Here is a 20634-nt window from a genome sequence, read left to right as displayed (position 1 = left end):
CTGTAGCAACCCACTGCGCAGATAACAACCACTCCGTTTAAAATCAATAAGATAAAAAGTTGGCATGGGATTTGTATTAACTCTCACAAGTACCATCACAGGCCACCGCCTGAAATCAGAACTATGAGGACCAAAATTATGGGTATTTTTTCTCGTTTTGCCGACATCGTGAACGCCAACATCAACTCCCTGCTGGAGAAAGCGGAAGATCCACAGAAGCTGGTTCGTCTGATGATCCAGGAAATGGAAGATACGCTGGTCGAAGTGCGTTCGACCTCGGCACGTGCGCTGGCGGAAAAGAAACAGCTGAGCCGTCGGGTTGAGCAGGCGCTTGCCCAGCAGGCCGAATGGCAGGAAAAAGCCGAACTGGCGCTGCGTAAAGACAAAGAAGATCTGGCGCGTGCTGCGCTTATCGAAAAACAGAAGCTGACCGACCTTATCGGTAGCCTGGAAAATGAAGCGCAGATGGTGGATGAAACGCTGACGCGCATGAAAAAAGAGATTGGTGAGCTGGAAAACAAGCTGAGCGAAACCCGAGCTCGCCAGCAGGCGCTGACTCTGCGTCATCAGGCAGCCAGTTCTTCACGCGATGTTCGTCGTCAGCTGGATAGCGGTAAAATTGATGAGGCGATGGCGCGTTTTGAATCCTTTGAACGCCGTATCGATCATATGGAAGCCGAAGCGGAAAGCCATGGTTTTGGCAAACAGAAAACCCTGGACCAGCAGTTTGCTGACCTGAAAGCGGACGATGAAATCAGCGAACAGCTGGCGGCGTTGAAAAGCAAAATGAATCAAAACAACTAATGGAATACGCCAGCGCCTTCGGGAAAGGCTGGACGGGTCAGGTGGCTGTGGCAAAAGCAGCGAATGGCCCGACGCTCCGCCGTTCTGAAGGATAACGCGTTGCGGCGCTGCTATGCGCCGCCGTTCACTCACTGTAAGGAGTACACATGAGTACGCTTTTTATTGCCATACCCCTGACGCTGTTTGTGCTGTTTGTTTTACCGGTCTGGCTTTGGCTGCACTACAACAACCGCACCGCAAGCGGCAGCTTATCGCAGAATGAACAGCAGCGTTTGCTGCAGTTAACCGATGATGCAAAGCGCATGCGCGAACGTATTCAGACGCTGGAAGACATTCTTGATGCCGAACATCCGAACTGGAGAGACAAATAATGGGCGGACTGGATCTGAATAAAAAACTGTGGCGGATACCGCAGCGTGGCATGGTAAAGGGTGTCTGCGCCGGTATTGCGCAGTACCTGGATGTGCCGGTCAAGCTGGTACGGTTGATTACCGTCCTGGCGATGATTTTTGGCCTGTTCTTCTTCGTTGTGGTGGCGTACATCATCATGACATTCGTTCTTGATCCGATGCCGGAAAGCGAACTGTATGGAGAGAAAATGCCGACCAGCGGTGAGCTACTGGCCGTAGCGGACCAAGAACTTGCCGCCAGCGAACGCCGTCTGCGCGAAATGGAGCGCTACGTCACATCGGATACCTTCACGTTACGCAGTCGTTTTCGCCAGCTATAACTGAAATCTGAGGTCACGCATGAACATAAAATGGCAGCAGGCCGGGCAAAAAGTGACACCCGGTCTGAAAATCGCGGGCAAGCTGGTTCTGCTGACCGCACTACGCTATGGCCCCGCGGGCGTTGCCGGCTGGGCGGTGAAATCGGTGGCTCGTCGGCCGCTGAAAATGCTGTTGGCAGTGGCGCTCGAACCGTTACTCAGCCGTCTGGCCAACCGTTTTGCCCGCGGGATGAAATGATCTTTCGAGGCGATGCGTCTGGCGCATCGTACCGACGCCCACAAGGTGGGCGGGGTGAGAGGCACGCGTGCGAGCAGAGCGCGCAGCGACAGACGGATAACGGCCCGCGTCGCGAGGTCGCCCGCAGCGCGCGGGATATCTTTCTGCTTATCCTCACCTAATAGCTTATAATCAAAGCACTTTCCTTCAGAGCATTACAGGATGGCAATGAAGCGATTCAAAACTGAACTCAATGCGCTGGTCAACCGTGGCGTTGACCGGCATTTGCGTCTGGCGGTTACCGGCCTGAGCCGCAGCGGTAAAACCGCCTTTATCACCGCCCTGGTGAATCAACTGCTAAACATCCACTCCGGGGCGCGTCTGCCGCTGCTTAGCGCGGTGAGAGAAGAGCGTCTGCTCGGGGTCAAACGGGTTCCGCAGCGTGATTTTGGCATCCCGCGTTTTACCTATGACGAAGGGCTGGCGCAGCTATATGGCTCGCCGCCGGTCTGGCCGACGCCCACTCGTGGGGTCAGCGAAATTCGTCTGGCGCTGCGCTACCGCTCCAGCGAATCGCTACTGCGTCATTTTAAAGAGACCTCCACGCTGTACCTGGAAATCGTCGATTATCCGGGCGAATGGCTGCTGGATTTACCCATGCTGGCGCAGGATTACCTCAGCTGGTCCCGGCAGATGACCGGCCTGTTGCAAGGGCAGCGTGCGGAATGGTCTGCCCGCTGGCGTCAGCTGTGTGACGGGCTGGACCCGCTGGCACCGGCAGATGAAAACCGCCTGGCGGAGATCGCGGGCGCGTGGACGGAGTATCTGCACGCCTGTAAAAACGAAGGGCTGCATTTTATTCAGCCGGGGCGCTTTGTGCTGCCGGGGGATATGGCCGGGGCACCGGCGCTGCAGTTTTTCCCCTGGCCGGATGTTGATGCTATCGGTGAAGCGAAGCTGGCTCAGGCGGATAAACACAGCAACGCCGGGATGCTGCGCGAGCGCTTTAAGTATTACTGCGAAAAAGTGGTCAAGGGTTTTTACAAAGACCACTTCCTGCGCTTTGATCGCCAGATAGTGCTGGTGGACTGCCTGCAGCCGCTGAACAGCGGGCCGCAGGCCTTCAACGATATGCGCCTGGCGCTGACTCAGCTGATGCAGAGCTTCCATTATGGTCAGCGGACCCTGTTCCGCCGCCTGTTTTCTCCGGTTATCGACAAGCTGCTGTTTGCCGCCACCAAAGCCGATCACGTCACCGTCGATCAGCACGGCAACATGGTTTCTCTGCTACAGCAGCTGATTCAGGACGCGTGGCAGAATGCCGCGTTTGAAGGCATCAGTATGGATTGTCTGGGGCTGGCCTCGATTCAAGCAACGCAGAGCGGCCTGATTGAGGTGAACGGTGAGAAAATTCCCGCGCTGCGCGGAAACCGCTTGAGCGACGGTCAGCCGCTGACCGTCTACCCCGGAGAGGTCCCGGCCAGGCTGCCGGGCCAGGCGTTCTGGCAACAGCAGGGATTCCAGTTTGAGAATTTCCGTCCACAGGTGATGGACGTGGATAAGCCGCTGCCGCATATCCGCCTGGATGCCGCGCTTGAATTTTTGATCGGAGATAAATTGCGATGAGCGAACCTTTAAAACCGCGTATCGACTTCGACGGCCCGCTGGAAGCGGAGAGAATGGAGGCGCTGAAATCGGCGCGTGCCTTTGACGGCTCAGAGGCAGCGAAATTTGCCCCGGCGCGAATCGATGAGCTGGAGGAAGACGAGGGGGCGGCAGAAGCGGTGGTTGAATCGGTTCTGCGACCAAAACGCAGCTTATGGCGGCGAATGGTCAGCGCCGGGCTGGCGATATTTGGCGTCAGCGTCGTCGCGCAGGGCGTACAGTGGACGATGACCGCCTGGCAAACCCAGGACTGGATTTCGCTGGGCGGCTGTGCGGCGGGGGCGCTGATTATCGGCGCCGGCGTCGGGTCAGTGGCCACCGAATGGCGGCGGCTGTGGCGCCTGCGCCAGCGCGCGCACGAGCGAGATGAGGCGCGGGATCTGATGCACAGTCACGCGGTCGGAAAAGGGCGCGCATTTTGTGAAAAGCTGGCCCAGCAGGCCGGTCTGGATCAGGCGCATCCGGCGCTGCAACGCTGGTATGCGGCGATTCATGAAACGCAAAACGATCGGGAGGTGGTCAGCCTGTATGCGCAGCTGGTGCAACCGGTACTGGATGCTCAGGCGCGGCGGGAAATCAGCCGTTCGGCGGCGGAATCTACCCTGATGATCGCCGTCAGCCCGCTGGCGCTGGTGGATATGGCCTTTATCGCCTGGCGGAATTTACGTCTGATCAACCGCATTGCCACGCTGTATGGCATCGAGCTGGGCTATTACAGCCGACTGCGCCTGTTCCGCCTGGTGCTGCTGAATATCGCCTTCGCTGGCGCCAGCGAACTGGTACGGGAAGTGGGTATGGACTGGATGTCGCAGGACCTGGCGGCCAGACTCTCGGCGCGTGCGGCGCAGGGGATTGGCGCCGGATTGCTCACGGCGCGTCTGGGGATTAAAGCGATGGAGCTTTGTCGCCCGCTGCCGTGGATCGCTGACGATAAACCCCGACTGGGTGATTTTCGCCGCGAGCTGATTGGTCAGCTGAAAGAGACCCTGCAAAAAAGTAAAACCGGTCCACAGGCGTGAATGCCCTCCTGATAGCCGCCGGGCGACCGGCGGCTTATACCTCGCGCCGGCCCACCGCAGGCGTTTGAACGGATATCTTTACGCCATAACGGCCGTTTTTCCGCCATGCTGTCAATAATTGTTGACAGCTATCTTCACGCCAGCAAATAACTGTCCTATTATTCATCCGTCATTGGCCTTTTTAGGGTGAATACTCCCATGCGTCTTGAAGTCTTTTGTGAAGACCGTCTTGGTCTGACTCGTGAATTACTTGATTTGCTGGTGCTGCGCGGGATCGATCTGCGCGGCATTGACATCGATCCCATAGGCCGAATTTATCTCAATTTTGCCGAACTGGAATTTGCCAGCTTCAGCAGCCTGATGGCGGAAATCCGCCGGATTGCCGGCGTGACCGACGTGCGTACCGTGCCGTGGATGCCATCGGAACGTGAGCACCTGGCGCTTAGCGCGCTGCTGGTGGCGATGCCGGAACCGGTGCTGTCGCTGGATACCAAAGGCAAGGTAGAGCTGGCGAACCCCGCCAGCTGCCAGCTGTTCGCGCAAAGTCAGGAGCGGTTGCGCAATCATCCTGTCGCGCAGTTAATTACTGATTTTAACATCCAGCGTTGGCTGGAAAACAGCCCGCAGGAGTCGCATAGCGAACACGTGGTGGTCAATGGGCAGAATTTCGTGCTGGAAATCACCCCGGTGTACCTTGAAGGCGAACACGGCGAGCGGGTCCTGACCGGCGCGGTGGCGATGCTGCGCTCGACCGTCCGAATGGGACGCCAGCTGCAAACCATGACGACGCAGGACACCAGCGCCTTTAGCCAAATCCTCGCCGTTGGCCCTAAAATGCGCCACGTCGTCGAGCAGGCCCGCAAGCTGGCAATGCTCAGTGCGCCGCTGCTAATCGTCGGCGATACCGGAACCGGCAAAGATTTACTGGCCCACGCCTGTCATCTGGCCAGCCCGCGGGCAAGTCAACCTTATCTGGCGCTGAACTGCGGTTCCATTCCGGAAGACGCGGTGGAAAGTGAGCTGTTTGGCGACGCCATTCAGGGCAAAAAAGGCTTCTTTGAGCAGGCGAACGGCGGGTCAGTTCTGCTGGATGAAATCGGCGAAATGTCACCGCGCATGCAGACTAAGCTGCTGCGTTTTCTCAACGACGGTACCTTCCGCCGCGTCGGTGAAGATCACGAAGTTCACGTCGATGTGCGGGTCATCTGTGCGACGCAGAAAAACCTGGTGGAGCTGGTGCAGAAGGGGCTGTTCCGCGAGGATCTCTACTATCGACTCAACGTGCTTACGCTTTATCTGCCGCCGCTGCGCGACTGTCCGCAGGATATCATTCCGCTGACGGAGCTGTTCGTTGCCCGCTTTGCCGATGAGCAGGGGATCCCGAGGCCGAAGCTTTCCGCCGATCTCAGCACGGTGTTGACCCGCTATAGCTGGCCCGGCAACGTTCGCCAGCTGAAGAATGCGGTTTATCGTGCGCTGACCCAGCTGGACGGCTACGAGATGCGTCCGCAGGATATTTTGTTGCCGGAAAATGACGTGGCCTCGCTGCCGGTTGGCGAAGAGGCGATGGAAGGCTCGTTGGATGATATTACCCGTCGCTTTGAGCGTTCCGTGCTCACCCAGCTTTATCGGAGCTTCCCGAGCACCCGTAAGCTGGCGAAGCGTCTGGGCGTCTCGCATACCGCGATTGCCAATAAGCTGCGCGAATACGGTCTGAGCCAGAAAAAAGGCGAAGAGTAGAGCCGGTCACCGGCGGCTCAGGCTGCCGGTGTCTGCCGTGTGTAAAAGAGGGTTCTGCCTTTCTCTCTGTTCTGTATATACTCAGTTTTCTTCATTTTTTTCCAGGAATACGGATGTCAACTTCGCCGGGTCATCTGCTTCAGTGGATGAAACTGCTAGCACTCTCTGCCGGACTCTCATGTGTTCTTTTCTGGTTTCACCTGCCTGCGGCATTGCTGCTGGGGCCGATGATTGCCGGGATAACGTTGAGCCTGCGCGGGGTGAATCTTCGCGTCCCTCGCCCATTTTTTATTGCCGCACAGGCCATTATCGGCTGCATGATTGCCCGCACGCTGACGCCCTCTATTTTTGGCGTTCTGATCGGACACTGGCCGCTGGTACTGGTTATCCTCTGCTCCACGCTTGCCGTCAGCGCGCTGACGGGATGGCTGCTGGTGCGCTATAGCTCGCTACCCGGCGCGACCGGCGCGTGGGGCAGCTCGCCGGGAGGCGCCTCGGCGATGGTGGTAATGGCGCAGGATTACGGTGCCGATGTGCGGCTGGTAGCGCTGATGCAGTATCTGCGGGTGCTGTTTGTCGCCGGCGCTGCGGCGCTGGTGGTGCGTTTTGCCATGGGGGGCGATGCGCAGGCGATGACTCTACAGATTATCTGGTTTCCACCGTTAACGTGGCAGCTGCCGTGGACGCTGCTGCTGACCGCCATCGCCGGGTGGCTGGGGCTGAGAATGCGTTTTCCTTCCGGCGCGATGCTATTCCCGATGCTGGCGGGTGCGCTGGTGCAGGGAGAGGGGTGGCTAATGCTGGAGCTGCCTGAATGGCTGCTTGCGCTGGCATATACCGCCATTGGCTGGAGCGTTGGACTAAAGTTTAATAAAGAGATTTTCCTGCTAGCACTCAGGACGCTGCCGCAGATCGTTGTGTCCATCATCGGACTGATCCTGGTTTGTGCGCTTATGGCGCTGGGCGTGACGCAGGTGCTGCCGCTCGATTTTATGACCGCCTATCTGGCGACAAGCCCCGGGGGGCTGGATACGGTGGCGATTATTGCGGCAGGTACGCGGGCGGATATGTCGTTTATCATGGCGATGCAGACACTGCGCCTGTTCACCATTTTGCTGACCGGCCCGATGATTGCGCGTTTTATTTCGCGCTATGCGCCGCAGAAATAAAAAAGCCTCCGCAGAGCGGAGGCTTCACGTCACCGGAGGGCTGGCGGTTATGCCGTCATCCGGGAGATCTTGTGGTCTTAGCCTTTCAGCGAAGCCAGGGCCGCATCGTAGTCCGGCTCTTCGGTGATTTCATTCACCAGTTGGCTGTAGACAACCTGGTCGTTTTCATCAATGACGACGACTGCACGCGCTGCGAGGCCAGCCAGCGGACCGGCAGCAATCGCGACGCCGTAGTCTGCCAGGAACTGCGGTGCGCGCAGAGTGGACAGCGTGACGACATTGTTCAGACCTTCTGCGCCGCAGAAGCGAGACTGGGCGAACGGCAGGTCGGCAGAGATGCACAGCACAACGGTGTTATCCAGCTCGGAGGCCAGTTGGTTGAATTTACGTACCGATGCCGCGCACACGCCGGTATCGATGCTCGGGAAAATATTCAGTACTTTACGTTTGCCGGCGAACTGGCTCAGCGCGACGTCAGAGAGATCTTTGGCGACCAGCGTAAACGGCTGCGCGGTAGCGCCTGCCTGCGGAATGGTGCCCTGAACAGAAACGGGGTTGCCCTGGAAATGCACGGTTTGTGACATGTTTATCTTCCTGTTTACATATAGTTAACGTCACGGGTAGTGTATGACATCCGTTATCGGCACGGCAAATCCTATTTAATGTTTCCCCTGGAGGAACCTGGGAATGCGAAACCTGCGAGTGTATGAAGAAGCCTGGCCGTTACACACACCTTTTGTGATTGCCCGCGGCAGCCGCAGTGAGGCGAAGGTGGTGGTGGTGGAAATTGAAGAAAACGGCGTAAAAGGGGTCGGGGAGTGTACGCCGTATCCGCGCTATGGTGAGAGCATCGCGTCGGTGATGGCGCAGATCCTCACTATCGGTGAGCAGCTGGAAAGCGGCATGACCCGCGAACAACTTCAGCAACTACTGCCGGCAGGAGCGGCGCGTAACGCCGTAGATTGCGCGCTGTGGGATTTGCAGGCCCGTGGCGTGGGTAAATCTATTCCGCAACTGCTGGGTGTCGGGCTTCCCAACCGGATAGTGACGGCGCAGACGGTCGTCATTGGCACCCCTGAACAGATGGCGGCCAGCGCCGCAGCGCTGTGGGAAAAGGGGGCCCGGTTGCTGAAGATAAAACTGGATAATCACCTGATCAGCGAACGTCTGATCGCCATTCGCAACGTGGTGCCCCAGGCAACGCTGATCGTGGATGCCAACGAATCCTGGCTCAGCGATGGTCTGGCGGCACGCTGCCAGCTGCTGGCGGATATTGGCGTGGCGATGCTCGAACAGCCGCTGCCGGCGGATGCTGATGCAGCGCTGGAGAATTTTATTCACCCGCTTCCCATCTGTGCCGACGAGAGCTGCCACACGCGTGACAGCCTGCCGCAGCTGCGCGGGCGCTATGAGATGGTGAATATTAAACTGGATAAAACCGGTGGGCTGACCGAAGCGCTGTTTTTGGCGCAGGAGGCCAGAGAGCTGGGGTTTGAACGCATGCTTGGCTGCATGCTCTGCACGTCGCGGGCTATTTCTGCGGCGCTGCCGCTGGCGCCGCTGGCCCGTTTCGCCGATCTGGATGGCCCGACCTGGCTGGCGGTGGATGTTGAACCGGCGCTGCATTTCAGCACCGGCGTACTTCATCTTTGAGGATGCCAGCGTAGCAGGCCCGTCATGGCCGACAGATGCTTTTCCGTGGCTTCGTCGGCTGAGATGGGGGGAAACTCTGCGGTAATGCAGGGCAGGCTGATGTCGGCGCACCAACTGCCAAAAGAGCCGGGCGTGTCATAACCGACGCTGCCGACCAGCGGCAGCGCAAAGGCATCAGCCAGCCACTGCCCCAGTTCACTGTGACCGGGATCTTCAATGCAGGCCAGCGGATCGTGGAAGGAAACAACCCACGCCGGGTGGATCTGATGGATCAGCTGGCACAGCGCCTGCGTTTCCGGTTCTGAGCCGGGTTTCTCACCGGTCAGCAGCACCACATCGCGCTCTTCGGCCGCGCTATTCCAGCAATACACCGTTTCGCCCGCCTTCCAGTTTGCCGCAGGAAAGTTGCGGTTCAGATCGACACCGCGGGCATTGGCGCGCAGCCCCAGCTGACAGCCGTCCGGATTCACCGCCAGGACGACATGATGACGGCGTAATTCCGGCTTCAGGGTGCGCAGCGCGCAGGAGAGCGTCACTATCGATGAGTTTTCATCGCCATGCGTACCGGCCAGGATCAGGCCGCTGCGGCTGTCCGCCAGTGGCGCGGGGAACCACAGCAATGGTGCACCAAGATGTGACTGGCCATAGCGCTGGGTGCCGGGCGGGAAGGCGCCGCGCTGGGGACGAGGACGGGAAACGGGCATAGGGCATCCTGTTAGCAGGTTATTTTCTGCAGTGTTGTGTAAAAGCGTCCCGGAATCAAATAGTTTCCCGAGGCGGTTAAATCAGAAGACATGTCAATTTTCTATCACAAGCCGTTTGCAATTTCAGGTGATGAAACAAATAATTATCGCTCTGCCAGCTCTGGTTATTCAATTTTAAAGGGGATCTCATGAAGTATCCTGTCACATTGACATGCGGCGCGCTGTGGTTAGCCAGCGTTTCTTCTCTTGCCTGGGCGGCGGACGTCCCTCAGGGAACCGTATTAGCCGAAAAACAGGCGCTGGTACGGCACATCAAAGATGAGCCCGCTTCATTAGATCCCGCCAAAGCCGTTGGTCTGCCGGAAATTCAGGTGATTCGCGATCTTTTCGAAGGTTTAGTCAATCAGGACGCGAAAGGCAATATTATCCCAGGCGTCGCGACCCGTTGGCAGAGTAATGATAACCGCGTCTGGACATTTACCCTGCGCGATAACGCCCGCTGGTCGGATGGTTCGCCGGTGACGGCTCAGGATTTCGTCTATAGCTGGCAGCGCCTGGTCGATCCGAAGACCACCTCGCCATTCGCCTGGTTCGCCGCGCTGGCGGGTATCAGCAACGCACAAAATATTATTGATGGAAAAGCCGCGCCGCAGACGCTGGGTGTCACTGCCGTTGATGCGCGTACGCTGCGCGTGCAGTTGGATAAACCGCTGCCGTGGTTCAGCAACCTCACGGCCAGCTTCGCGTTTTATCCGGTACAGAAGGCTAACGTGGAGAGCGGTGCTAACTGGACGCGTCCGGGCAACCTTATCGGCAACGGTGCCTACGTTTTAAAAGACCGTGTCGTTAATGAAAAACTGGTGGTCGTGCCAAACAGCCACTATTGGGATAACGCCAAAACGGTTATCCAGCAGGTGACATTTGTGCCGATTAATCAGGAGTCGTCGGCAACAAAACGCTATCTGGCCGGCGATATAGATATCACTGAGTCTTTCCCGAAAAATCTGTATCAGAAGTTGCTGAAGGATATTCCCGGCCAGGTCTATACGCCGCCGCAGCTCGGAACCTATTACTACGCATTTAACACCCAAAAAGGTCCCACTGCCGATGAACGCGTTCGTCTGGCGCTGAGTATGACTATCGATCGTCGCCTGATGGCTGAAAAGGTGCTGGGTACCGGTGAGAAACCGGCGTGGCACTTTACGCCGGACGTGACGGCCGGGTTTACGCCGCAGCCATCGCAGATGGAAAGCATGAGCCAGGCCGAGCTGAATGCCCAGGCCAAAGCACTGTTGCAGGCGGCAGGCTACGGCCCAGGCCGGCCGTTACAGCTGACGCTGCTGTATAACACGTCGGAAAACCACCAGAAAATCGCGATTGCGGTTGCGTCAATGTGGAAAAAGAATCTCGGCGTGGATGTGAAGCTGCAGAATCAGGAGTGGAAAACCTATATTGACAGTCGTAATACCGGTAATTTTGATGTCATTCGCGCATCGTGGGTAGGGGATTACAATGAACCTTCAACATTCCTGTCGCTGTTAACATCGACCCATAGCGGGAATATTTCTCGTTTTAACGATCCGGTCTATGACAAGATTCTGAATCAGGCGGCGCTGGAAACCTCAGATAAAGCGCGGAATGACGATTACAATGCGGCAGAAAAAATCATCATGAGCAAAGCGCCTATCGCTCCGATTTACCAGTATACCAACGGGCGTCTGATTAAGCCGTGGCTGAAAGGGTATCCGATTAATAACCCGGAAGATGTTGCCTATAGCCGTACGATGTATATCGAAAAACACCCGTAAGTCTTTTCCAGCCTCTCTCAGCCATGGCGCGGGTGACCGCGCCATGGCTTTTTTGATACCTCAACTCACCGTGGCGTTTTGCCCCTATAGCCGCAGGCGTGCAAAACTCGCGCGCAATGTGTTTCATGGGTATAGACAGGTGTCAGCATAGGAAAATGGACAGTGCTGACACGGCGAAAACTGTACGAGCAATGTTAATGCGCCAAGAAATATGATGCAGGAGCCATGATCGAAACAGAAAATAAATCTGCGATTGTGGTTTAAGATTTTTCTTGTGCTTGTAATCCGTACGCTGAAAATCATGCGGCGAGCTTGAATGGCGGATTGCGGCATAATACAGTGCTTGCCAGTCCTGTCTTCCAATCACGGAATAGCCTTATATGGCAACTGTTGTGTTAATTTTTATCGCGGTTTTTCTTTTGATAATCGCGCTGTGGTCTGCATATTCTTATTATAATGATGCAAAAGCCAGGCGGATATCTAAAACACATTCTCGCTGGAGTAAACGAAGGTAAGTTTATCGGCTCAGAGCTTTTTTTTGGCTAGCAGGCAAGCAAACTTTTGAAGTTCCTGTTTGTTGGTGAGACTAAATTTAATCATTACATTCCTCTTGTGTGAAAACACCGTTTTATAGTTCATATTTAACTCTTTTGCGATGTCGGAAGTGTTTAGCCCGATACTGGTCGCATAGAGGATTTTTAATTGTGCCGCGGTGACCGATTTGCACTGGCAGTTAAGGCAGCGTCGGAGTCTGCAAGGTACCGGGTCATGCGTAATTTTTATATTATTAAAGCCCAGGGCTTTTTCAATTGTTTTTTTGATGTTGGCAAATGAATCTTTTTCATGAATAAAAATGGACCCTTTAATACAGTTGGGTAACGGGTTTTTGGTGATGCGCCCGCTTTGTGAATGAAAGATGAAAATTCTGGCAGTATCCCCCCTGTTATTTAATGTGTCATGGCATAAAGAAAACTCACCTGCCACCATTTCTGTGAATATGATGTCGGCAGTACTAATGCTTTTAGTGTTGTAGTTAAAATCATAGGCAATGTTTTTATTCTCTGTGTGTAGGCCTTCAATTAATTTGATAATGGCAAGTCTAAAATAAAAATTTTTTATATTGAATAATATTCTGGTCATGTAGTATTCACAGTCAATGGTCAGGGCAGGCGATGATAATAATGTTTTTTATAAGGTCTCTTTTATTTGCGTATTACAGCTAAGATATTTCACAAACATTATGTTTGCAATAGATGTGGGAAAAATGAGATAAAGACAGTTTGAGGTAAGAAAAATCCTATTTAACAATGCATTAATGCTTTGTAATGGTTTATTTTGTTTTATTTTAAACAAAAGCGACCGGTCACGGGTAAGCGCGGTCGTGTTGGGATGAGTGATAAGTCTATAGTTTTTATAAATAAAAGTTGAGTGAAAGTTAACTTGTTTTTATGATTTGTTTTATCATTTGGTGTTTGCATTCGGTCAGCGCCGGTAAAGATAGCGTGGAAGGTCATTGCTACAGGTAAAAAATGTGTCGGAGTGTGAAATAGCGTTATTGATGTGAATAAGCGGGTAGCTTATCTGGTCCCGTCAACTTAAAGCCATGCATTTAACGTGGGTTAATTTGCAGTTCTACTATTAAACAGATGGATTGTCCTTCATATATGTCTGAGGCCCTTTGACCGGCGGAGTAAAACATAGTCGGTGCACCAGAGTAGAATTTATGGCGTCTCTGTTCGGAACTAATGGGTATTTTCTTCTGGCGCGGCGACGCCCATGATATTTCTCCTGACGAAAGGAGAACAAAATGGACAAGTTATTTACCCCTTTTACGGCTGGCGACACGCGGCTGGCCAACCGGATCGTAATGGCGCCGATGACGCGGTCACGCGCAACCGGCAATACGGCAGATGAACTGACGGCAACCTATTATCAGCAGCGAGCCTCGGCGGGGCTGATTATTACCGAAGGCGCGCAGATCTCCGTGCAGGGGCAGGGGTATCTTTTTACGCCCGGAATTTATAGTGAAGAACAGGTCAACGGCTGGGCTCGTACCACCGGCGCCGTCCACGCGGCGGGCGGTAAAATTTATATCCAGCTTTGGCACGTTGGCCGCATCTCTCATCCCAGCCTGCAAACTGACGGTCAACTGCCCGTCAGTTCCGTAGCCGTGAAAGCGGAAAATGCCACCTGTTATGCGTGGAACGAAAACGGCCAGCCTGGTCCGGTTCCTGTCCCGACGCCGCAAGCGCTTTCGGTTTCCGGGATACAGGAGGTCATCGCGGATTATGTTCAGGCAGCTAAAAATGCTATCCGGGCTGGGTTTGATGGCGTTGAGATCCATGCGGCTAACGGGTACCTCCTTGAGCAGTTTATTAACGGCGGCCTGAATACCCGTGATGATGAATATGGCGGTGCCAACCCTGAGCATCGCCTGCGCTTTGTACTGGAAGTGACCGACGCTGTTTCCCGGGCCATTGGCTCAGGGAAAACGGGGATCCGTCTGGCACCGTTTGGCCGACTCTTCGATATGCATGCTTTTGATGGCGAAGAACAAACCTGGCTGCTGCTGGCGGAGAAACTTAACACGCGTGCGCTCTCTTATGTTCATCTGAGCGACCAGCAAACGTTGGGAGAACAGGCCATTCCAGCCGGATTTATCGAGAAATTTCGCGCGGTATATAACGGACCGTTGATCATAGCCGGTGGGTTTGATAAGCAACGCGCCGAAGCGTATCTGCGCCAGGGCCTGGCCGACCTGATCGGATTTGGCCGACCGTATATCGCCAACCCGGACCTGGCGGAGCGCCTGGCCAACGGCTGGCCGCTGAACGAGGTTAACCGGGCGACAATGTACGGGGGTGATGAAAAAGGGTACACCGACTACCCGTTCTGGCCTGAGGCGTCGCAGGAACTGCGGTAATCAGTCGAGCAGGCCGTCTTCCGCTGCTTGCACCAGCGTGTCCACCGCGTAGCGTATTTTGGGCAGCAGCCGACGGTTTTTGGGCCACAGCACGCTGATCGGCATCTCCCCACCGGAATGCCCCGGCAGAACCTCCAGCAGCTCTCCGCTGGCAAGGTGTTTTCCCACCAGCCACAGGGGGAGCTGCGAAAGACCGCCGCCGGCTAATGTGGCGGCGAGCATCGCATCGCCGTCACCGAATTCATGAGTTGGCGGCGGTGTATAGCGACTGATCTGTCCATCGCTTCCTTTCAGTAACCACGAAACCGGTTGATTGCGCCGAAACCCAACAACGCAGCGATGCTGGCTTAGCTCATCGGGGGCCGTGGGTTCGCCCCGCTCATGCAGATAGCCCGGTGAGGCGCAAATCACCAGCTTTTGCGTGGTCAGCCTCCGGGCGACAAGCCCGCTGCTGTCGGCCAGTTCGCCAATGCGAATCACCAGATCAATTCCTTCTTCAATCAGGTCGACAAACCGTTCGCTGAACGTGACGGTCAACGTCAGCTCAGGATAGGTACGGGTAATATCCAGCAGGACAGGCAGAATGCGCTGTCGCCCAAATGCGGCGGGCAGGTCGACCCGCAGGCGCCCTGAAGGTTGACAGAGATGGGACGTCAGTTCCGCTTCAGCCTGTTCGAGAATATCGATTGCGCTTTGGCAGCTGGCAAGAAAACGTTCGCCATCCGGCGTCAGGCTGAGACGCCGCGTTGAGCGCTGAAATAGCGTCAGCCCCAGACGCGCCTCCAGGCGGCCGACGCTTTTGCCAACGGCCGATTTGGTCAGCCCCAGTTTCTCTGCGGCTGCGGTAAAACTGCCTTGCTGGGCGGTGGTGACGAAGGCGGTTATTCCACCAAGATGGTCTGTTTTTCGCATAGGTTTCCATGTGTTGAGTGGCCTGGCAGCGCCGGGTCACGTGCGATTCATCTTCGTTTCCTGGTACTTAAGCTCGCCAGTGGGGGCGACCTGATCCCGACGATAACGCAAAACAGCCCGTTAATTGTTGAATCTAAGTCTACATTGTGACGAATTTAAACGGGTTTATCATGAAACAGAAAACAATCATAGTGATGCTCTCAGCTTTTACTTATCTGACTGAACGTTGTGGAGAAGAGTATGACCGTAGCAAAAGGCTTTAAACACGTCGGCTTCCTGACCCGTAAAAAGGGCCAAAGCTTTGACGACTTTGTGAAGCACTGGGAGGAGATTCACACCGCGATTGCGCTGCGACTGCCTGGCCTCAGAGGCTATGTGCTAAATCCTGTCGACCGCGAAAAATACCCGGACTCCCCGGTGGATGGCTTTTCTGAGCTGTGGTTTGACTCTATTGAAGACGCAATAGCGGCTTTTGACTCTCCCGTCGGACAGGAGGCTTACAAAGACGTACCCAATTTCGTGGCGCGCGCGGCTATCACCTATATCACTGAAATCAGGATGCTATAGATGACTTGTCCGGGAGTCGTGATCGGGCCGTTTTGACCTTTCAGAAAGTTTTGCTGGTGGGCTAAGTTTAAATTGGGTCCGTCAGTGATAAGCGATGTTTAACCGACAGCTGCGGTTGCAAGAAGGGGGGGCAATATAACTATGGATACTTTTGTTTGTTATGCCGGGTCGAGGCTAAGAATAAATAACGCCAAATTCTTGTTGGGCAGAAGGGCATACTTTTTTTGCCGGTCAGTGATGGTTTAGTTATTAAAAATGCGACCGGCTGACGGGTTTATTCCCCTGTGACTCTGGTATTTAAGCATCAGGGGATGTCAAACGTTAACCTGGATAATAAAAAGAAAAATATATAATTAATAGGGTATAAGGTATTGGAATTGCTTATGCATATATGTGCTTTTTAATCATCTGCGCGAAAAGACGAATAACGTGGCTAACGTAATTCCGTTCGAAACCACCCATAGCAGGCCGCTGACAGCATTAAATGATGCTTTCCAGACTGCTCGTGTACCGGGTTTATCTTGCGTTTGTGCTTTTGTTAGCGTCTTTTTTTGAAAGTAAATTGCTGTTTTTTTCTGTCTCTGATATAGGAAACAAGAGAAAAAACAGCAACCAGCAGCAGTACTATCGCCAATACTAAAAAGAATAAGTTCGCCATGTGGTTTAGTCCCCGAGAAGTTCATGGATATTCTTGCTTTTATGAAAGCGAATCTACTCCAGGATTAAGAAAAATCCTAACTAAATATTTTAATGGATTGTGAAAAAAGTTTTTTTTCTGCTGTTTATGATCATCTCTTGGAATTTAATGCCAACAACAGCCTGATGGCACAGCAGGATATGGTCATTGTTGATGTGTTTTTCGCTCAAAAACACCGAGTGCAGTATTGTTTGCCCATGATTTGTATGGGTATTAAAACGAAGCCGTTGGCGGGCGGTATCTGGCTAAAAACTAACTGGAAATAGGCAAAGGGGACAAGGCGAAGGGGGGAGGTCCAAAATCTAACAGCAGGCCTTGAAGACGGCCTGCTGAAGTGAGCTGTTTAGCACAATACGCGTGCGGATCGCGCGAAATTGCTCTGCGCAGGCGAGCAAAAGCGGGTTGTTCATCCATAAACGTTCACTGGGCCGCGGTGCCCGAATGAGAGTAAAAATCGTATGCGGATTCTGACCGGCGTCAATCCACGTTATTAAAGTAGTCCCGCGCAACCGCCTCGACGCGCTTCGATTCGATTCCCGTTTTTTCGGTAATCAACTCAATGAACTGCTTGAATTTATCGCTCATCACATTACCGCCGTCCCAATGGGCGACGTAGAAGCGGCACTGATAGCGATAAAAGTGGAGGGTGGTATCTCCTAACGTGTAATACATAAGAATCTCCAGTTCAGTCTCTCGGGAAAATCGCCATGGTTGTGGTGATGACGATGACCCATAACGATCGGGTTCGCACGGTCTATCCTCCTCCCAATTGCATCAAATTTCCAGAGACACGTCCTGCTGTTTATCGTCTTCTTTTTCCCGGTTTCTAAAGGGCGGCTATTGGGCCACCGGCAGCATGGGTTAAACGTCTCATAAGAAAATCCTGAGAAGCCTCTGATGTGGTGAGCAAGATAGCCGAACAGCCTTGAGTCAGTTTTACGATACCTGAACCATTCCTTCAGCGCCTGGCGAGGGGGTTCACGGCCAAAATGACATGAGAAAAAGTCGAGCATGAGGGAATGAATGACCTGCGGAGCGCCGCAGGTCATGGCAGGATGATACGTTATTGCAGCGCCGCACGCTCATCAGCGGTCAACGCGACGGTTTGCACCGTGCCGGATTCCGCCGACTGTACCGCGGCTTCTAATACGGCCATGACGGCAAGTGCCTGCAGCGGCTGCACCGGGTTCTCGATCTTGCCAGTTAACGCATCGCGCACGTTAATATAGTACTGACGCTGATCGCCTCGCGGCGTCGGGTATTCCTGAGTCTGCGCACTGGCATCAAACACGACCAGACTATCGTCATCGCGTCCCCAGCTTTCGCTACCCGGGATCACCCCAGCCAGCAGCTGGCTTTCCTGCTGATCGGCTTTTTGCTTAATAACGCTGCCTTTGTCACCGTGTACGGTAAAGCGGGACACGCCGCCGGCCACCAGCATACTGCAATGCAGGATGACTTTGTGCTGCGGGTAATTTAAGACCACATGCGCCCAGTCATTAATTTCCGCGCCCTGGCGCAGCGTGGCGATATTCCCCTGAACCGACAGCGGCAGGCCGAACAGCTGCAAAGCCTGATCGATCATATGCGGCCCCAGGTCGAACCATAATCCGCTGCCGGGGACATTTTGTTCTCTCCAGCGCACGCGAACTTCCGGGCGGAAGCGGTCAAAATGCGACTCAAAGTGCTTAACGTTACCGATAAGACCTTGTTCGATGGCCTGCTTGATCCCGAGGAAATCACTGTCCCAGCGGCGGTTGTGGAAAACTGAAAGCAGCAGTTGCTTCTCTTGCGCGAGGGCAATCAGTTCGCGGGCTTCCTGCATATCCAGGGTAAAGGGCTTATCCACCACAACATGCTTGCCGGCATTCAGCGCCAGTTTCGCTAACGGAGCATGCGTCGCGTTGGGGGAGGCGATAACCACCAGGTCAACATCCGGATGCTGAATGGCTTGTTCTGGCGACGCGATGACGGTGACATCCGGCAGGTCGCGCTTCACCTTCTCTTCGTCGCCGGAGGCAACGACCGCCAGCGTCAGTCCTTCGACTGAGCGAATGAGCGGCGCGTGAAACGTTTTGCCGACGAAACCATAACCGATTAGCGCAATATTAATGCTTTTACCTTCACGAGCGATGACGTTATTCATTACTCTCTCCACGTTATTGAGCGTCAGCAATGTTGACCTGCAGCGCGCTAGTATCCCCGAGTTCTTCCCAGGGCTTGTCTAAAAATAACTGATGTATGTCTGTTAATGCGGCCACCAGATGCGGCTCGCAGTGGTTCAGCTTCATATGATCGGCGACCAGCCAGTGCTCGGTGCTTGCCGTCAGCATCGCACGTTTGATTTCAGCATCGGCCTCCTGGCTGGCGCTAAGACCCAGCCGGGCATGAATCGCGCAGGCGCCAAGGATGGCGATATCGGCACGATAGCGCGCCAGCATTGCCAGCGTTGCACTGCCGGCAAACAGACGCTGCTGCACATCCCATGTGCCCCCGATCACAATCAGTTGAATATCCGGACGGGTACTGAAATGCGAGGCAATATCCAACGAGGTCGTGATGACCGTCATCGGGCTTTGGATCTGGGTGGCAACGGCCAGCACGGTACTGCCGGCATCTAAAAAGAGAGTTGATCCGGCAGGGATTTTGCTGGCAACCATGCGGCCTAAGCGCTGTTTGGTCTGCGGCAGCAGGGCGTTACGCCCCTGGCGGTTCATGGCGGAAAGGTCGAGCGCGATTGCGCCGCCGTGGTTTTTCTGCGCCAGCCCCTGTTTTTCAAGGTCAGTCAGATCGCGGCGGAGGGTATCAGCGGAGACCTGCAGCTTTTCCACCAGTTCACTGATGCTGACCTGCCCGTTTTCGCTAATAAGATCAAGCAAGTATTTCTGCCTGGCGGTTTTATGCATGGTGATGAAATCCCGCAAAATGCTGCAATAACTCGCATAATACAGCATTCAGCAGGAAAAGAAATCTCCCGTAGCCCAACGTCATGAGAGGAGAAAGGGGGGCTGCGGTTGATTCGCGCTCGTAAAGTGACTAAGGTCTGGCGCCGTAGATCTTGCGGTAAACCGTCGGCGTTAAGCCCGTGACCTTCAAAAATGCCCGCCGCATAACGTCGCTGCTGCGATAGCCGCAGCGAAAGGCGATGACCTTGAGCGGCTCCTGCGCGCAGAGCAGCTCCCGCGCGCGCTCAATTCTTGCTCCTTCGAGCCACTCGCCGGTGCTGATCCCCATCTCCTGATGAAACAGCCGGTTAAGGTGGCGGGTGCTCAGGTTGATATGCGCCGCCATCTCTTTGACCCCCGCGACACTTTCCAGGTGGGTGAGCGTCCAGCGTTGAAGATCCTGGAGCGCAGTTCGCCCGTCGAGGGAAACCTGGCGCTGGCGAATATAATGGCCCTGGCCCACAGGGCGGCGGAAAAACATCACCAGATTCGCCGCCACGTCGAGGGCGACCTCCCGGCCCAAATCTTCTTCGATAAAGCGCAGCGCCAGGTCCATACCGGAGGTAACGCCCGCCGCCGTGCGTACCGGTCCGTCGGCGACGTACAGGGCGTCGACATCGACCTCAACGCCGGGATACGCGGCGGCCAGCTCGTGGGCAACCGACCAGTGGGTGGTCACCCGACGCGCCTCCAGCAGCCCGGTTTGCGCCAGCAGCAGTGCTCCGGTACAGACGGACCCAAAACGCCAGCTGGCGGCACAAAGCTGCGTGATATTGCTGATTTGCCGTTCGGTCAGCCGCTGCTGCTGAATATCGGGTGCACCGGCGACCAGAAAGGTCAGACGTTCGACCGCCGGAGTCTCCCCCAGCCGCGCATCGGCGGCAAGTACCACGCCCGAGGAGGCGCGCACGCTCTCGCCGCTGAGGGAGAGAATAAGCGGGCGGTAGACCGGGCGACAGAGTATCCGGTTGGCTTCGGCAAACGCATCCAGCGGCCCGGCTACATCGAGCAGCTGCACGCCTGGAACCGCCAGAATCACAATGTGGTGCTGCATCTCTCTTCTCCACGTCCTGCTTTCATG

The 20634-nt window shown here is 55.0% G+C and carries 21 protein-coding genes; 12 read left to right on the top strand and 9 right to left on the bottom strand.

The features are described from left to right. The first annotated feature begins 138 nt into the window (after positions 1 to 138). The 8 genes from pspA to ACMYSK_RS08010 all read left to right on the top strand — a co-directional run bounded on the left by pspA (position 139) and on the right by ACMYSK_RS08010 (position 7344). On the top strand, positions 139 to 804 hold the full coding sequence (pspA, locus tag ACMYSK_RS08045; RefSeq protein ID WP_434641662.1) for a phage shock protein PspA: 666 nt from the start codon (positions 139 to 141) through the stop codon (positions 802 to 804). A 146-nt stretch (positions 805 to 950) separates the two neighbouring features. Continuing rightward, the gene (pspB, locus tag ACMYSK_RS08040; protein WP_004861160.1) at positions 951 to 1175 is read left to right on the top strand and encodes an envelope stress response membrane protein PspB; all 225 of its coding nucleotides are present in this window, start codon (positions 951 to 953) and stop codon (positions 1173 to 1175) included. After that, a complete protein-coding gene (gene pspC, locus ACMYSK_RS08035; protein ID WP_434641660.1) occupies positions 1175 to 1534 on the top strand; it encodes an envelope stress response membrane protein PspC in 360 nt (119 codons plus the stop codon). Before pspB ends, pspC begins: the two co-directional genes overlap by 1 nt. A gap of 19 nt (positions 1535 to 1553) precedes the next feature. Beyond that, positions 1554 to 1772 carry a phage shock protein PspD gene (gene pspD / locus ACMYSK_RS08030; protein ID WP_434641659.1) on the top strand — a complete coding sequence of 73 codons (219 nt, stop codon included), beginning with the start codon at positions 1554 to 1556 and terminating at the stop codon, positions 1770 to 1772. A 207-nt stretch (positions 1773 to 1979) separates the two neighbouring features. Further along, positions 1980 to 3377 carry a YcjX family protein gene (locus ACMYSK_RS08025; protein WP_434641657.1) on the top strand — a complete coding sequence of 466 codons (1398 nt, stop codon included), beginning with the start codon at positions 1980 to 1982 and terminating at the stop codon, positions 3375 to 3377. Then, positions 3374 to 4435 (top strand): TIGR01620 family protein, encoded by a 1062-nt coding sequence (locus tag ACMYSK_RS08020; RefSeq protein ID WP_434641656.1) that lies wholly within the window; start codon positions 3374 to 3376, stop codon positions 4433 to 4435. Before ACMYSK_RS08025 ends, ACMYSK_RS08020 begins: the two co-directional genes overlap by 4 nt. A 198-nt stretch (positions 4436 to 4633) precedes the next feature. Next, the gene (gene tyrR / locus ACMYSK_RS08015) at positions 4634 to 6175 is read left to right on the top strand and encodes a transcriptional regulator TyrR (protein WP_434641654.1); all 1542 of its coding nucleotides are present in this window, start codon (positions 4634 to 4636) and stop codon (positions 6173 to 6175) included. Between the two features lie 113 nt (positions 6176 to 6288). Next, the gene (locus tag ACMYSK_RS08010; protein WP_434641652.1) at positions 6289 to 7344 is read left to right on the top strand and encodes an AbrB family transcriptional regulator; all 1056 of its coding nucleotides are present in this window, start codon (positions 6289 to 6291) and stop codon (positions 7342 to 7344) included. Between the two features lie 77 nt (positions 7345 to 7421). Here the strand turns inward: ACMYSK_RS08010 and tpx are convergent, their stop codons facing one another. Beyond that, positions 7422 to 7928 (bottom strand): thiol peroxidase, encoded by a 507-nt coding sequence (tpx, locus tag ACMYSK_RS08005; protein ID WP_004861181.1) that lies wholly within the window; start codon positions 7926 to 7928, stop codon positions 7422 to 7424. Between the two features lie 103 nt (positions 7929 to 8031). On the opposite strand from tpx, the gene ycjG reads away from it, so the two are divergent. After that, entirely contained in the window at positions 8032 to 8997 is a 966-nt protein-coding gene (gene ycjG / locus ACMYSK_RS08000) for an L-Ala-D/L-Glu epimerase (protein WP_434641650.1), read from the top strand. Here ycjG and mpaA read toward each other — a convergent pair. Next, positions 8988 to 9701: a murein tripeptide amidase MpaA gene (gene mpaA, locus ACMYSK_RS07995; protein WP_434641649.1), complete on the bottom strand. Its 714-nt coding sequence runs from the start codon at positions 9699 to 9701 to the stop codon at positions 8988 to 8990. The two genes, ycjG and mpaA, sit on opposite strands and share 10 nt — an antisense overlap. Before the next feature lie 188 nt (positions 9702 to 9889). Between mpaA and ACMYSK_RS07990 the strand changes: the two genes are divergently transcribed. Continuing rightward, positions 9890 to 11509: a peptide ABC transporter substrate-binding protein gene (locus ACMYSK_RS07990; protein ID WP_434641646.1), complete on the top strand. Its 1620-nt coding sequence runs from the start codon at positions 9890 to 9892 to the stop codon at positions 11507 to 11509. Between the two features lie 525 nt (positions 11510 to 12034). On the opposite strand, the gene ACMYSK_RS07985 is transcribed toward ACMYSK_RS07990, so the two are convergent. After that, entirely contained in the window at positions 12035 to 12649 is a 615-nt protein-coding gene (locus ACMYSK_RS07985; RefSeq protein ID WP_434641644.1) for a helix-turn-helix transcriptional regulator, read from the bottom strand. Positions 12650 to 13316: 667 nt separating this feature from the next. Here ACMYSK_RS07985 and ACMYSK_RS07980 point away from each other — a divergent pair. Next, entirely contained in the window at positions 13317 to 14432 is a 1116-nt protein-coding gene (locus tag ACMYSK_RS07980; protein WP_434641642.1) for an alkene reductase, read from the top strand. Here the strand turns inward: ACMYSK_RS07980 and ACMYSK_RS07975 are convergent, their stop codons facing one another. Then, complete coding sequence (locus ACMYSK_RS07975) at positions 14433 to 15344, bottom strand: LysR family transcriptional regulator (RefSeq protein WP_434641640.1); 912 nt, start codon at positions 15342 to 15344, stop codon at positions 14433 to 14435. A gap of 240 nt (positions 15345 to 15584) precedes the next feature. Between ACMYSK_RS07975 and ACMYSK_RS07970 the strand changes: the two genes are divergently transcribed. Next, positions 15585 to 15911, top strand: coding sequence for an EthD family reductase (locus tag ACMYSK_RS07970; protein WP_434641638.1), 327 nt, complete (start codon positions 15585 to 15587; stop codon positions 15909 to 15911). Between the two features lie 538 nt (positions 15912 to 16449). On the opposite strand, the gene ACMYSK_RS07965 is transcribed toward ACMYSK_RS07970, so the two are convergent. The 5 genes from ACMYSK_RS07965 to ACMYSK_RS07945 all read right to left on the bottom strand — a co-directional run bounded on the left by ACMYSK_RS07965 (position 16450) and on the right by ACMYSK_RS07945 (position 20607). Continuing rightward, positions 16450 to 16569, bottom strand: coding sequence for a small membrane protein (locus ACMYSK_RS07965; protein WP_434641636.1), 120 nt, complete (start codon positions 16567 to 16569; stop codon positions 16450 to 16452). A gap of 516 nt (positions 16570 to 17085) precedes the next feature. Beyond that, positions 17086 to 17280: a hypothetical protein gene (locus ACMYSK_RS07960; protein ID WP_434641634.1), complete on the bottom strand. Its 195-nt coding sequence runs from the start codon at positions 17278 to 17280 to the stop codon at positions 17086 to 17088. A gap of 391 nt (positions 17281 to 17671) precedes the next feature. Then, entirely contained in the window at positions 17672 to 18754 is a 1083-nt protein-coding gene (locus ACMYSK_RS07955; protein ID WP_434641632.1) for an oxidoreductase, read from the bottom strand. 13 nt (positions 18755 to 18767) lie between these two features. After that, positions 18768 to 19514, bottom strand: coding sequence for a DeoR/GlpR family DNA-binding transcription regulator (locus ACMYSK_RS07950; protein WP_434641630.1), 747 nt, complete (start codon positions 19512 to 19514; stop codon positions 18768 to 18770). Between the two features lie 130 nt (positions 19515 to 19644). After that, positions 19645 to 20607 carry a GlxA family transcriptional regulator gene (locus ACMYSK_RS07945; RefSeq protein ID WP_434641628.1) on the bottom strand — a complete coding sequence of 321 codons (963 nt, stop codon included), beginning with the start codon at positions 20605 to 20607 and terminating at the stop codon, positions 19645 to 19647. Positions 20608 to 20634 lie beyond the last annotated feature (27 nt).

Source organism: Klebsiella sp. I138, from assembly GCF_051131765.1.
GTDB lineage: Bacteria > Pseudomonadota > Gammaproteobacteria > Enterobacterales > Enterobacteriaceae > Klebsiella.
Note: the sequence above shows the minus strand (reverse complement) of the source record. Positions and strands in the feature narration are given on the sequence as shown.

Excerpts from the sequence above, each read along its gene's own strand:
- pspA (WP_434641662.1), top strand. The coding sequence starts at position 139 with ATGGGTATTTTTTCTCGTTTTGCCGACATCGTGAACGCCAACATCAAC.
- pspB (WP_004861160.1), top strand. The coding sequence starts at position 951 with ATGAGTACGCTTTTTATTGCCATACCCCTGACGCTGTTTGTGCTGTTT.
- pspC (WP_434641660.1), top strand. The coding sequence starts at position 1,175 with ATGGGCGGACTGGATCTGAATAAAAAACTGTGGCGGATACCGCAGCGT.
- pspD (WP_434641659.1), top strand. The coding sequence starts at position 1,554 with ATGAACATAAAATGGCAGCAGGCCGGGCAAAAAGTGACACCCGGTCTG.
- ACMYSK_RS08025 (WP_434641657.1), top strand. The coding sequence starts at position 1,980 with ATGAAGCGATTCAAAACTGAACTCAATGCGCTGGTCAACCGTGGCGTT.
- ACMYSK_RS08020 (WP_434641656.1), top strand. The coding sequence starts at position 3,374 with ATGAGCGAACCTTTAAAACCGCGTATCGACTTCGACGGCCCGCTGGAA.
- tyrR (WP_434641654.1), top strand. The coding sequence starts at position 4,634 with ATGCGTCTTGAAGTCTTTTGTGAAGACCGTCTTGGTCTGACTCGTGAA.
- ACMYSK_RS08010 (WP_434641652.1), top strand. The coding sequence starts at position 6,289 with ATGTCAACTTCGCCGGGTCATCTGCTTCAGTGGATGAAACTGCTAGCA.
- tpx (WP_004861181.1), bottom strand. The coding sequence starts at position 7,928 with ATGTCACAAACCGTGCATTTCCAGGGCAACCCCGTTTCTGTTCAGGGC.
- ycjG (WP_434641650.1), top strand. The coding sequence starts at position 8,032 with ATGCGAAACCTGCGAGTGTATGAAGAAGCCTGGCCGTTACACACACCT.
- mpaA (WP_434641649.1), bottom strand. The coding sequence starts at position 9,701 with ATGCCCGTTTCCCGTCCTCGTCCCCAGCGCGGCGCCTTCCCGCCCGGC.
- ACMYSK_RS07990 (WP_434641646.1), top strand. The coding sequence starts at position 9,890 with ATGAAGTATCCTGTCACATTGACATGCGGCGCGCTGTGGTTAGCCAGC.
- ACMYSK_RS07985 (WP_434641644.1), bottom strand. The coding sequence starts at position 12,649 with ATGACCAGAATATTATTCAATATAAAAAATTTTTATTTTAGACTTGCC.
- ACMYSK_RS07980 (WP_434641642.1), top strand. The coding sequence starts at position 13,317 with ATGGACAAGTTATTTACCCCTTTTACGGCTGGCGACACGCGGCTGGCC.
- ACMYSK_RS07975 (WP_434641640.1), bottom strand. The coding sequence starts at position 15,344 with ATGCGAAAAACAGACCATCTTGGTGGAATAACCGCCTTCGTCACCACC.
- ACMYSK_RS07970 (WP_434641638.1), top strand. The coding sequence starts at position 15,585 with ATGACCGTAGCAAAAGGCTTTAAACACGTCGGCTTCCTGACCCGTAAA.
- ACMYSK_RS07965 (WP_434641636.1), bottom strand. The coding sequence starts at position 16,569 with ATGGCGAACTTATTCTTTTTAGTATTGGCGATAGTACTGCTGCTGGTT.
- ACMYSK_RS07960 (WP_434641634.1), bottom strand. The coding sequence starts at position 17,280 with ATGTATTACACGTTAGGAGATACCACCCTCCACTTTTATCGCTATCAG.
- ACMYSK_RS07955 (WP_434641632.1), bottom strand. The coding sequence starts at position 18,754 with ATGAATAACGTCATCGCTCGTGAAGGTAAAAGCATTAATATTGCGCTA.
- ACMYSK_RS07950 (WP_434641630.1), bottom strand. The coding sequence starts at position 19,514 with ATGCATAAAACCGCCAGGCAGAAATACTTGCTTGATCTTATTAGCGAA.
- ACMYSK_RS07945 (WP_434641628.1), bottom strand. The coding sequence starts at position 20,607 with ATGCAGCACCACATTGTGATTCTGGCGGTTCCAGGCGTGCAGCTGCTC.